Annotated in this window: 15 protein-coding genes; 10 read left to right on the top strand and 5 right to left on the bottom strand. The window is 63.2% G+C overall.

From position 1 onward, the window contains the following. Positions 1-60: 60 nt before the first annotated feature. The 4 genes from QO259_RS09850 to QO259_RS09865 form a co-directional block, all read right to left on the bottom strand. Complete coding sequence (locus QO259_RS09850; protein WP_285952665.1) at positions 61-714, bottom strand: NADPH-dependent F420 reductase; 654 nt, start codon at positions 712-714, stop codon at positions 61-63. After that, complete coding sequence (locus QO259_RS09855; protein WP_285952666.1) at positions 711-1967, bottom strand: MFS transporter; 1257 nt, start codon at positions 1965-1967, stop codon at positions 711-713. The genes QO259_RS09850 and QO259_RS09855 overlap by 4 nt, the downstream gene beginning before the upstream one ends. 27 nt (positions 1968-1994) lie before the next feature. Continuing rightward, positions 1995-2762: a dihydrofolate reductase family protein gene (locus QO259_RS09860; RefSeq protein WP_285952667.1), complete on the bottom strand. Its 768-nt coding sequence runs from the start codon at positions 2760-2762 to the stop codon at positions 1995-1997. A gap of 109 nt (positions 2763-2871) precedes the next feature. After that, the gene (locus QO259_RS09865) at positions 2872-3273 is read right to left on the bottom strand and encodes a (R)-mandelonitrile lyase (RefSeq protein ID WP_285952668.1); all 402 of its coding nucleotides are present in this window, start codon (positions 3271-3273) and stop codon (positions 2872-2874) included. Between the two features lie 115 nt (positions 3274-3388). Between QO259_RS09865 and QO259_RS09870 the strand changes: the two genes are divergently transcribed. The 3 genes from QO259_RS09870 (at position 3389) to QO259_RS09880 (ending at position 5700) form a co-directional block, all read left to right on the top strand. Continuing rightward, positions 3389-4279 (top strand): LysR family transcriptional regulator, encoded by an 891-nt coding sequence (locus tag QO259_RS09870; RefSeq protein ID WP_285952669.1) that lies wholly within the window; start codon positions 3389-3391, stop codon positions 4277-4279. A 233-nt stretch (positions 4280-4512) separates the two neighbouring features. Further along, a complete protein-coding gene (locus tag QO259_RS09875; protein ID WP_285952670.1) occupies positions 4513-5118 on the top strand; it encodes a (R)-mandelonitrile lyase in 606 nt (201 codons plus the stop codon). 93 nt (positions 5119-5211) lie between these two features. Continuing rightward, complete coding sequence (locus QO259_RS09880) at positions 5212-5700, top strand: carboxymuconolactone decarboxylase family protein (RefSeq protein WP_285952671.1); 489 nt, start codon at positions 5212-5214, stop codon at positions 5698-5700. Positions 5701-5822: 122 nt separating this feature from the next. Here the strand turns inward: QO259_RS09880 and QO259_RS09885 are convergent, their stop codons facing one another. Next, entirely contained in the window at positions 5823-6521 is a 699-nt protein-coding gene (locus QO259_RS09885) for an XRE family transcriptional regulator (protein WP_285952672.1), read from the bottom strand. Between the two features lie 153 nt (positions 6522-6674). Between QO259_RS09885 and QO259_RS20270 the strand changes: the two genes are divergently transcribed. The 7 genes from QO259_RS20270 to QO259_RS09915 are packed head-to-tail and all read left to right on the top strand — an operon-like array spanning position 6675 to position 11711. Continuing rightward, entirely contained in the window at positions 6675-7034 is a 360-nt protein-coding gene (locus QO259_RS20270; protein ID WP_353057325.1) for a helix-turn-helix domain-containing protein, read from the top strand. 2 nt (positions 7035-7036) lie between these two features. Then, positions 7037-7474: a hypothetical protein gene (locus QO259_RS09890; protein ID WP_285952673.1), complete on the top strand. Its 438-nt coding sequence runs from the start codon at positions 7037-7039 to the stop codon at positions 7472-7474. Then, positions 7471-9555: a Mu transposase C-terminal domain-containing protein gene (locus QO259_RS09895; RefSeq protein WP_285952674.1), complete on the top strand. Its 2085-nt coding sequence runs from the start codon at positions 7471-7473 to the stop codon at positions 9553-9555. The genes QO259_RS09890 and QO259_RS09895 overlap by 4 nt, the downstream gene beginning before the upstream one ends. Positions 9556-9593: 38 nt before the next feature. Next, positions 9594-10313, top strand: coding sequence for an AAA family ATPase (locus QO259_RS09900; RefSeq protein ID WP_285952675.1), 720 nt, complete (start codon positions 9594-9596; stop codon positions 10311-10313). 2 nt (positions 10314-10315) lie between these two features. Beyond that, positions 10316-10939, top strand: coding sequence for a hypothetical protein (locus QO259_RS09905; RefSeq protein ID WP_285952676.1), 624 nt, complete (start codon positions 10316-10318; stop codon positions 10937-10939). After that, the gene (locus QO259_RS09910; protein WP_285952677.1) at positions 10936-11307 is read left to right on the top strand and encodes a helix-turn-helix domain-containing protein; all 372 of its coding nucleotides are present in this window, start codon (positions 10936-10938) and stop codon (positions 11305-11307) included. The genes QO259_RS09905 and QO259_RS09910 overlap by 4 nt, the downstream gene beginning before the upstream one ends. Beyond that, entirely contained in the window at positions 11304-11711 is a 408-nt protein-coding gene (locus QO259_RS09915; RefSeq protein ID WP_285952678.1) for a hypothetical protein, read from the top strand. The genes QO259_RS09910 and QO259_RS09915 overlap by 4 nt, the downstream gene beginning before the upstream one ends. Position 11712: the final 1 nt, after the last annotated feature.

The raw sequence follows: 11712 nt of genomic DNA on the forward strand, positions 1-11712 counted from the left end.
CAGGCAGGAGGTAGGAAATAGCAAAGCGGATGGTTGATCACTCGAGGTCCGACAACCAACCTACTCAATGACATATCTCAACTTGCCAAAACGGTAAGCCCAGTCTGGGCCATCGGCGGTGCCGTAGGCGAGCTGGGCGGTCAGCAGCGCGAAGGGTTCGGTATAACGGGCCATGTGTAACGGTCCGGCATCGACCGGCGCGAATCCGATCGCCGAAATGAGCGTCTCGGCCGCGCGCCGGGCCTCGGCATCGTCGGCGCAGAGCAGACAGTTGGCCTTGATCGGACGGTCGCGGACGGCGAACACCTCAGCGAATACCTCGCTCGGGGTGGTCTGAAACGCGGCGGCCACCCGCGCACCGGGCAGCTTGCGAGCGATCTGCTCCGCCCCCGAATCGGTATGCCCAACGACCAGTTCCGAATCCGATGCGTCCAACGGGACACAGCAGGTCACCACCGTCTTACCGGTCATATCGCCCGCCTGTGCCAGCACATCGTCGACCCGCGACCAGTGCACCGCGAGCAGGACGATGTCGGCCGCAGCGACCGCTTGCGCCGGCGTACCGGCCGATGCCGTCGGTCCCGCGCGGCGCACTAGGTCGTCGAGTTTCGTCCGACGCCGCGAATAGCTGAATATCACGTCATGGCCGGCTTGGGCGAACAGCACGCCCAGCTTGCCGCCCATCAAGCCGCACCCCAGAATGCCGATCTTCATGGATATCTCCCGGTTCCTCGAGGCGATGCACTCATCGATTCCGATTTTTCCGTCACGTTCATATGCTCCGACGCGAGCGAATGACGTGCCGCGATCAGCGTGACCACACACGCGAGGATGGACAGCGCCCAGTAGCCGCTCAACACCTGCGGCAGGCTCAGCCACCGCGCGAATTGGCCCGCGACCAGTGACGGCACCGCCGCACCGCCGTAGCAAGTGGTAAAAATCACCGCGAATACTCCCGCCCGTTCCTGGGGCGCGGCATTGGCGAGCAGACCCCGAATGGTGCCGGACAGTACCGCTCCCTGAGCCACGCCCGCGCAGGCACTGGCGATAAGAAAGGCCGCGATCACACCGACGGACAGCGACACCAGTAAAGCACCCACACAGACAACGAAGGCGACGGCGCCGATTCGCTGCGCCGCGACCGGCGACAGCGTACCAGTCAAGGGACCGCCCAGGGCGCTAGGCGCCATGTAGGACGAAAACACGATGGCGGCGACTAGCGCACTTGAGGATCCCAATTGATCGGCCGCCAACGAAGGACCGAAGGCCTGGAAGAATCCACCCAGCGCCCAGGTGGCCACGAACAGGCAACCGGCGACGGGAAACAGCTTCCAACTCGCCGCCGGCATGGCGAATTGGGGTTTGAGCGAGGCCAGTGCACCGGCATGTCTTGGCGAGGTCTCCCGGCTAGCCAACACCAGCACTGCGCAGCCGCCCAGTCCGGCCAGAATCGGCAGATAGGGTACGACCGTTCGATAAGGTGCATATTCGATCAGTCCCCCCGAACTGATCGCGCCGATGGTCAGCCCAACCATGGTCCCGGTGCTGGTGACCGTCGAGGCGAGCCAGGCCGGTCGCGAGGGCGCGTTATCGGTGACGTAAGCGGCGGCTGCACTGGAAGCGAGGCCACAGGAAAGCCCCTGCAGTACCCGGCCGGCAATGAGCGACACCACGCCCGAAACGTTCACGAACACGACGCAGGCCAGCATGGCGAGAACGACCGCGAGCAACACCACGGGGCGTCGTCCGATATGGTTGGAAAGCCGCCCGAAGACTAACAGCGCCGTGATCGCGCTGACGAAATAAAACACCGCCGTCAGCGATAGCTCGAAGTAGCTCAAACCCTCGGCGGCACGATAGATCGCGTATAGCGGAATAGGCGTCGCCGAAGCGGCGAATATGGCGATCAGTGACAGCGATGCCGCCCAGAACCCTAGAGGAATGGGCGATGTAGAAGAAGATGACATCGATACTCTCTACGCGGAAGACGCTGACTACACAGACGATGCTGAAGACCGCTCGCCGCCAGCGTGCAACACGGCGTAGCGCAGCCAGACAACGCCCTGGTCCAGCACTTCGTGGGACAGTAACTCGAGGGAGGCCATCGCGGCAGGAAACAGGGGTGCATCAGCAGCATGGTCGTAGATCGACGGGATGCCGGCCAGCCCGTCGACAATGGGATACACGAGCGTACTGATTTCATCGATGGCACCGGCGGCCAGAAATGCGCCGTTGAGCGTGCCACCACCTTCCAGCAGCAGACGAGAGACGCCAAAGTCCCGCCTCAGACTCTCCAGTGCCGCGCCGACGTCTCGGCCGTCTTGACCCGCGAACGTGTATGAAATGCCGACGTCTCGCAGATGTGCCAGATAGCCTTCGTCCACCTGATTCGAGAGCACGACCAGCAGATGATCCTCATCGAGCGCCGATGAGTCGTATACATAACGTCCCGAGGGATCCATGATCACTGCCAGGCTGCGGTTTTCTCGCGCCCCAAGAAATGCCAGACGCTCTGGTTCCCGTATTGCAGAGCCTAGTTCCGATGTTGCAGAGATCGCCGACGGCACGTCGCGCTCAGGAAAGAAGCCTTTCATGGTGCCACGTCCAATCGCCCAGGCGTCGCCTTCCAGTCGACTGGCCGTGGCTTCGTAGATGCGCTCGATGAAGTCCATCGGACTACCCGTCTGCGTTGTACCCCAACGTTGCGGCAACAGTCGCCCATCCAGTGACATGATCATGTGAGAGACGACGCAAGGACGCATTGCGACACTCCTCGGGGTTTAGAGGTATCGCCGCCAGATCGCGACGACCAGAGCCTCGACAGGGTGACGCCCCGGGGCAAACACAGCCCCGGAGCCGTCGCGGGTGGCGTTATGCCTTGCCTTCGTACTGCTCGTCTTTCACCTTCTCCATCCAGGTCACCGGACTGCCGTCGATCGACTCCTGAATGGCGATATGGGTCATGGCGACATCAGGCGCTGCGCCATGCCAGTGTTTCTCACCGGCCGGAAACCACACCACGTCACCAGGGCGAATCTCCTCGATGGGGCCGCCCTCACGCTGGACTCGGCCGAAGCCGGCGGTGACGATGAGAGTCTGGCCTGCCGGATGCGTGTGCCACGCGGTCCGCGCGCCGGGTTCGAACGTCACCGCAGCGCCGCTGGTGCGTCCGGGCTCTTCGGCGCTGAACAGCGGGTCGATGCGAACGGTGCCGCTAAAGTAGTCTTCCGGACCCGACGTGGACGGCTGTGTACCGACGCGATTGATTTTCATGAGAACCTCCTGAAGGGTGGTGAAATCACCATTGGTGATAGCATCCGCAGGTTAGCAGCCCTCGGGTAATTGATAAGTGGCTCGAGCCGGCAGCACCTATGAAAGGAGTTCATGAATGCTGAGAGAGAACATGACTGGCCTGGTGGCGTTCGCTACGGTCGCCAGAGCGGGGACGTTCACCAAGGCCGCAGCGCAGCTGGGCGTCTCCCAATCAGCGCTCAGTCACACGGTTCGCGATCTCGAGGAACGACTCGGGATCAAGGTGCTGGCACGTACCACACGCAAAGTCGCCCCGACAGTGGAGGGGCAGCGGCTGCTGGACCGGGTAGTGCCGATGCTCGACGAGCTGGAGCGTGAACTGTGGTCGATCATCGATACCCGCGACAACCCCGCCGGCAACTTTCGCATCACCACCACGGACTATGCGGCCAACACCCTCGTTTGGCCCAAGCTGCGTCCGGTGCTTAGCCAGTATCCGGACATCCATGTCGAGGTCGTGACGGAGTATCAGCTCACCGACATCGTCGAGTCGCAGTTCGATGCCGGCATTCGGCTCGGCGAGCAGGTCAGCGAGGGCATGATCGCGGTGCGCGTGGGGCCGGACTTCGCGATGCGTGCCGTCGCCTCGCCTGACTATTTCCGGGTGCATGGTAGACCCCAGACGCCGCAGGAGTTGACCCAACACCGCTGCATCAATCTCAGGCTGCCTACTCACGGTGGTCTCTACGCCTGGGAGTTCGAGAAAGAGGGTCGCGAAGTTCGGGTCAAGGTAGAAGGACAGCTGACGTTCAACACCATCGACCCGGTGTTGACCGCAGCAATGGACGGCTACGGCATCGGCTACGTACCCGATGGTCTGGCGGCAGACGCCATCGCCGCCGGGAAACTCGAAGCCGTGCTCGAGGCGTGGTCACCGCCGTTCACCGGCTACTTTCTCTACTACCCCCACCGCCGGCAGTCTTCTCCCGCCTTCTCGATTCTGGTCAACGCCTTGAGCCAGCAGTGATCTGGAGCAGCCAATATCAAACTAGAGGGCGGCGGCGACAACACTCCTCGCTCTGGCGCTGACGCCGGTACCCGATGACGGTATCGACTTGTGTCGCTCTTCCGTCGGATTACCCACGCGTTACGGTCCGACGACACGCCCACTGCCAATGGATGCCCCGCCCCCGGCGCCCCTGGGATCAATGCCCTGTCTGAGTCCCCGCCCCGCGCCCCTGAAATTCATGAGCTCATCTCATGACTCTTTACACGCTCGCCCCATGGTCGGCCACGAGAAGCTGTGCAAAGGTTGCATCGATAGTGGATTTTCTCGACCTGGTCCCGACGATTTTAGGTCATCGCGACATTCGATCTCACCGCTACGCCGAGGACACAACCATGAAAACGAGCCACCTGATCACCGCCCTGAGCTTGACTCTGGCCGCGGGCATGGCCCACGCGGACAGCACGCAGATCAGCCATCTTCAGGATCGGAATACGGCCGTGGGGAGCGAAGAGCTGTTCGTGGGCCACGCCCTGATCGATCCGCTCTTCGATAGTAACGATGTCCGCCATACCACCGGCGGCGAAGTCACGTTCTCACCAGGTGCTCGCTCCAACTGGCACACCCACCCCGCCGGTCAGACGCTCGTCATCACCGATGGCAGCGGCTGGATTCAGGAAGAAGGCGGTGAGAAACGCGTGATCAAGGCAGGCGACGTGATCTGGACACCGCCGGGCGTCAAACACTGGCACGGCGCTTCCGACACACATTCGATGACGCATATCGCCATTCAAGATCAGGTCGACGGCAGCGCGGTCGAGTGGCTGGAGCCGGTCAGCGACGAGCAGTATCAGGACTGATCCGGCGGCACGCCCCACCGCGAGCCCCCGGCTCACTCGTCACTGGCCTCGTGGCGTGCCGTTCTTACACCGCCGTTTTCTGGAGCCCCCGACATGCGCACAAAGCGTCTTTGCACGATCCCCCTATTCAGCTTGCTGGCGGCCTGCAGCCAGATGCCAGACTCCCAATCGTCCCGGGATTTTTCGCCGGCGCCGAGCGAGGCCGAGATGAACCGTGTCTCCCCGGCATTCGCCCATTACACCGATGATATGGTTATCGGTGATCTATGGCACCGGGCCGGCCTGAGCCCCAGGGATCGCAGCATCGTGACCCTGTCAGCGCTGATCACCCAGCAGCAGGTCGCCGAGCTGCCTTATCATTTCAATCTGGCACTGGACAACGGTGTTACCCCCAACGAGCTCTCCGAGATCATCACTCATCTGGCGTTCTACACCGGTTGGGGCAATGCCACCGCTGCGGTGGCGATTCTGGGTGATGTCTTCGGCGAGCGAGGCATCGACAATTCATCATCGCCCTGTGGGTTAGCAGGAGATATGGCACTGGAGGGGGAAAGTGGGACTAGCTGCTCCAAAGTGGGATAAACCGCGCAGCCACGGGGCCTACAGCGCGAAGTGATAGCTAATCCAGTGCCAAAGCGATGCGAACATGAAAAAGGGCCGGTCCGGCATGGATCGGCCCTTTTTGCGTTCTGATTGGCACTGGGTCACAGCCAGCCAGCCGACCAGACGGCGCGGCCGATGATCTCCAGCTCGTGCAGCCGGTCACGCGGCACGATCACCTTATCGTAGATAGGATTCGCGCTGATGATGGCGACGCCATCGAACTGGCGCTGGAGCCGCTTGGCGTAGAGGTGGCCGTCGAGGCGCAGAACGTAGATGCCCTCTCCCTCAATCGTTGTACGCGTGTGGTCGATCAGCACCGTGTCGCCGCTGTGCAGCAGCGGTTCCATGGAATCCCCATCCACACGAATCGCCGACAGGTGCTCCGGTGTCAGGCCCTGCTTACGCAGCGAGTACCGCGTGAACGAGATGTGTGTCAGCACCTGGCAGCCTTCGTTCCAGGCCCCGCCGCCAGCGCTGCACTGGGCATCGTAGAGCGGCACCAGCGCGTACTCGTCCAGCTCGGGCGGCGGCGTTCTTTTTTCCGCACCGAATGCAAGCCATTGAGCATCGACGCCCAGCGCCTGGGCGAGTAACGCAAGCCTGTCGAGCCCAGGAAAGGTGTCCCCGCTCAAATAGCTGCGAACAGCTCCTTCTGAAATGCCGCTGCGCTTAGCGAAGGCGCGCGGTTTTTCGCTTCCCATCGCCTCCTGAAGGCGCTCCCGGAAGCGTTCGATTCCCTCATCAGGAAAAGAACGCACATCGGCAGGCTTGTCACTTCCATTCTTTTCCGCGTAAGCCATTGATTTTAAAGGAGCGGTTTAGTATTCCGCACCACCTCGCGCTAAAAACAGAAAGAAACGCTCGGAATAACGCTTGATGAGTGCGGAATTCCGAGATATGTTTACTCACAACGCAGGGTTAGACAGCCAGAAAAAACGCCACGGAGTGACGCTGTGAAACTGGACATCCCCACCAACCCCTCGGCCCGCTGGGAGTGGATCAAGTATCAGATCCGCTCGCGTGGCTCGAGCTTCGCAGAGCTCTCACGGCGCCTGGGCGTCGAGCTTGGCACGCTGACCTCGGTCAAGCGGCAGCCCTATCCACGGATGGAGCGGGCTCTCGCCAGCACCATAGGCATCCCACCGGAGGTCATCTGGCCGGAGCGGTGGAACGCCGATGGTACACCGCACCGCCAGCGGCCCAATCGTGCCGAGTCGCGGAAAGCCGCGCGTGGGTCATGTGTTGCCAAGTGTTGCGCGGATTCTAACGCGCCATCTAACGCCGTGCATCGGCAAGTTGTTACGGGGGCGTGAACATGCGGCGTGTTCGAGATACTCAGACGCTAGACATCTTCGAAGTCCCCACGCCGGTGGTGCCTGCGCCTGGCAGTGGCAACTACGGCGCCCAAGTCAGCGAGCTGGTCGGCGCAGTGCTGAAAGACTGCCCCATTGATCGGTATGAAGTGGCCTCGCAGATGAGCCGCCTCTCGGGGGATGACGTCAGCAAGAACATGCTCGACGCCTGGAGTTCACCGGCTCGTACCGATCACAACATTCCTTTTTATCGCGTGCCGCTGATCGAAGAGGTGTGCAGCAGTCACGCCTTTACCGATTGGCTTGTCCACCAGCGCGGCGGTCGAGTTGCCTATGGCCGCGAAGCGCTGGCCGCGGAATACGGACGCCGCCAGCAAATGATGGATCAGCTCAAGGCGGACATGCGCAAGCTGAAGCAACTGATGGGAGAAGAGGCATGAGCCATCAGAACGCTCCCCTCACACGCGGCTGGTTCACCGCTAACGAGTTGGCCGGCCTACCTGGTGTTCCTGGCACACCGCAGAACGTGCGTGCATACGCAAAACGCCATGCATGGGAAGGTCAACGCCGCCTGGGTACCAAAGCGGTCGAATACGCCTTCGCGGTTCTGCCCGCAGAGACCCAAAACGCCCTGCTGATGCGCAGTGCCGCGGACGCAGAACCGGAAACGGTCACCGCGTCTGACGAGCCCGCCGAGGCCGAACGCCCCGAGCAGCGCGCGCTGACCGAGAAACAGCGCCGGGTGATGGGTGCCCGCGTGGCGTTCGTGCGCGAAATCCAGCGGATGACACAGCACGTCACCCAGGCGCGGGCCATCCAAACGCTGCTGACGCTGGCCGAGACTGACGACCTCTCGCCGTATCTCGCCGAGCGCGTGGTGCTAGCTAACGATCGCAAGACCGCCACGCGGACGCTCAGTGAGCGCACCCTCAAGCGCTGGATCGCTGACTACAAGAAGCACGGCGAACGCGGGCTGGCGCCGAAGCGGCAGAAAGCCGATATGAGCGTGCCGGCATGGGCCGGGGAATTACTCAAGCGTTACCAGCGCCCGCAGAAGCCCACCGTCGAAGCCGCTTATCAGCAGTTGGTCGAGCAGACCGAGCCGCCGCATCCTTCTATTCACCAGGTGCGCCGCTGGCTGGCGAAGCTCTCGCCGGAAACCCGCGAGCGCGGCCGCATGGGCGCCCATGAACTCAAGACGTTGCAGCCGTTCAAGCGCCGCAAGGCAGACACTCTGTGGCCCAACGACTGCTGGGTCGCCGACGGTCACACCTTCGACGCCGAAGTGATCAACCCGCTGACCGGGCAAGCATTCCGGCCCGAAATCACCCTGGTGATCGACTGGGGCACCCGTCGCATCGTCGGCTTCGCGCTGAACCTTGCCGAGTCGACCCTCGCGACGCTGGATGCCCTGCGCGACGCGGTCAGCCGCGCCGGCATGTTTAACCTGTTCTATGTCGATAACGGCAGCGGCTTTGACAACACCACTGTTTATGAAGTCGTAGACCGCCTAGGCGGCACGATTACGCACTCGCTGCCTTATAACTCACAAGCCCGCGGTGTTATCGAACGCGCCCACCGCTCGATCCTGGTTCAACTCGCTAAAACCCTGCCGAGTTACATCGGCGCGGATATGGATAAGGAAGCGGGTACTCGCGCGCACCGTTTATCACGTCGCGACATTGCCGCCGGTTTGAAGCCCAAGCAGATCCCGACATTCCAAGCGTTCTACGACAGCCTTTGCAGCGCGATCGATCAATACAACCACCGTCCGCATCGTGGCCTGCCGAAAATCCGCGATCTGGATACCGGCAATCTGCGTCATCGCAGCCCCATGGAAGCGTGGACGTCGGCGGAGGCCGAAGGGTTTGAAGCGCTGACCGCTCCCGCCGGTGTGGTCGCCTCACTGATGCGCCCGCAAGAGACCCGCAAGACGCATCGCGGCGAAGTTCGCATCAACTCCGGGCTCTATTTCCTCGACGCACTGCGCGACTTCCACGGCGAAGAGATCCGCGTCGCTTGGGACTACCGCGATACCGGCGCCGTGGGTATCTACAGCCTGGATGGGGAGTGGATTGGCGAAGCGATACTCGACGGCAACGCCACCCCGGCGATGCCACAGTCGATGATCGAGCGCGCGGCCGAGAAGCGTGAGAAGGGCCAGCTCAACAGGCTAGTGCGCAAAGCCAAGACCCTCACCGGTGGCGACGTTCAACTGACACGCGTCGAGTCCGCTCGCCCGGAAAGCAACGCCCGCCGCGTCGAAGAGGCCCGCGCCAGTGCCAAACAGCTCGCCAATGACGAGCCCAAGTTCCAGATCCCGCAGGACAAGGTGGCGCGTTATCGCCTCTGGTATCGATTGGAAGCCCAGCTACAAGCCGGGGAAGCGCTGCCGGCGGACGCCCAGCGCTGGCATGAGCACTACCGCAATCACTCTGATTTCAAGGCCATCGCCAAGGTGATGGATAGCGAGATGGATGCGAGTGGGCGGCAACCCACCCGCACCCGGCGGGCCGTCTGAACCACGGCCCATGACACCCGCAGCAATAAGGAACTGATATGAGCGTCAATGCGATTGTACCACTCACCAATGTGGCCCTTCTCGCCGCCGCCATCGAGCGCGCCGCGAGCCGCCCGACGGGCCTGCCGGGGCTGGTGGTGATGTATGGCCCCAGCGGCTACGGCAAATCACTCGCCGCCTCATTCTCTGCCAACCAGCACCGCGCCTACTACGTCGAGTGCCGCGAATCCTGGACCAAGAAAGCCTTCCTGCTGGCGATCCTTCGCGAGATCGGCGTGATCCCGGCCAAGACCATCTCGGAGATGGTCGACCAGATCGCCGAGCAGCTCTCGCGCTCGGGCCGTCCGCTGATCGTCGACGACGTCCAGTACGTCATCGATAAAGCCGCCGCCAACGTGCTGACCGACCTCTACAACGCGAGCGAGGGCACGATCATTTTGATCGGTGAAGAGCGTGTGCCCGCCTCCATGGGTCGCCTCGAGCGCCTGCATAACCGCGTGCTCGAATGGGTGCCCGCCGAGCCCGCGAGTTTGGATGACGTCAGCGCCCTGGCGGCGCGCAGCTACCCCGATATCGAGATCGCTGACGACCTGCTCTTCCTGGTCAACGACCGCGTGCGCGGCTGCCTGCGCCGGGTCGCGGTCAATCTCTACCAGATCCACCAAGAAGCGCTGGCCAACGGCTGGGACCGCGTCGACGCCGCCACCTGGGGCGAGCGCGAGATCCACACCGGTCAGCCGCCGGCGCGGAGGGGTTGAGCATGGCCAAGCGTAAACCGCAATCGACACTCGCCGGCGACGTGCCTAGTCGCCAGCGGATCTGGGAAGGCATCCGACTGATCGCGCACAGCGGTCGGCCGGTGACCATGGCCCGGCTCGACACCTTCGTGCCCGAGATGCCCCGGACACGCGTTGTCGACTACCTGCGCGGTTTGATCGCCGCCGGCTATATCGAGCGCATCAACCCCACCAAAGGCATTGGCGATGTCGCCGAGTACCGGCTGATCCGCGATATCGGCGTCGAAGCGCCGCGGGTACGCCGCGACGGCAGCGAGCCGCCGGTACCGGGCCGCGAGCAGCTCTGGCGCACGATCAAGATCATCGGCGAGTTCACTGCCGCGCAACTGGCCGAGGCAGCGACAACGCCCCGCCGCGCCGTCGCCGAAACCACCGCCCAGGAGTACTGCCAGTTTCTGGCCCTGGCGGGATATCTGCACATCACCCGCGCCGGCGGCGCCAACCTGCCGGCGCGGTATCGCCTCGCCAGCGGGCGCTGGACCGGCCCGATGGCCCCGCAGATCCGCCGCACCAAGGAACTCTACGACCCCAACACGCAAGAAGTCGTCTACACCCGCGTCACCAAGATCGAAGGGGGTGAGCCATGAGCGCCGTTCGTAAATCCATCGATCTCTCCGTCTGGGGCGCCGAGCCGCCGCGCTGGGTTGAACTGCTCGCCGCCGAGGTCGAGGCAACCAACATGACCCGCGCCGCCGAGCGCATCGGCATGTCGCGTTCGGCGGTCTCTTTGGCACTCGCCAACCGCTATCCGAGCCCGAACACGACCGGTGTCGAACAGCGGGTGATCGAGGCGCTGGATCGGATGACCTGCCCGGCCCAGGGCGTGGAGATCGATAGCCAGCAGTGTCGGCGCTACCGCGAACGTGAGACACCAACCCATAACCCGATGGCCATGCGTGCTTGGCGCGCCTGCCAGCAGTGCCCACACCACCCTGACAACGGGGGCGACTCATGATCCGCATCGACGATGAACAGCTCGAGTACTACGCCGACCGCTTCGTGCTGCTGCGGCTCAATCGACACGGCGTGAACCTCGAGCAATACCTCGCCAACGTCGACCGCTTCGAGCGCCTAGCGCTGGAGCCGGAGCCGCTGCTGCCGGCGCAGCAAACCGCGGCGCTGCGGCTGTGGCAGCAGCAGGACACCGGCGTCCTGCCGCGCCAGCACGCCGCGCCGACCCACGGGCCCTGGATCGACCCCGCCGACATCGTCGATATCGGCGAGCTGCTGGCCGGGCTGCGTGCCGAGGTCGAGGCCACCGAGCAGATGCCGCGCCAGAACGGCGCCGCGATCGAGCCCATGCGCCACCACCGCCATAACCGTCGCAACAACGGCGACTTCAGCAAGCGAGGTGCCTGAG

This window comes from Salinicola sp. JS01, assembly GCF_030284585.1.
Taxonomy (GTDB): Bacteria; Pseudomonadota; Gammaproteobacteria; order Pseudomonadales; family Halomonadaceae; genus Salinicola.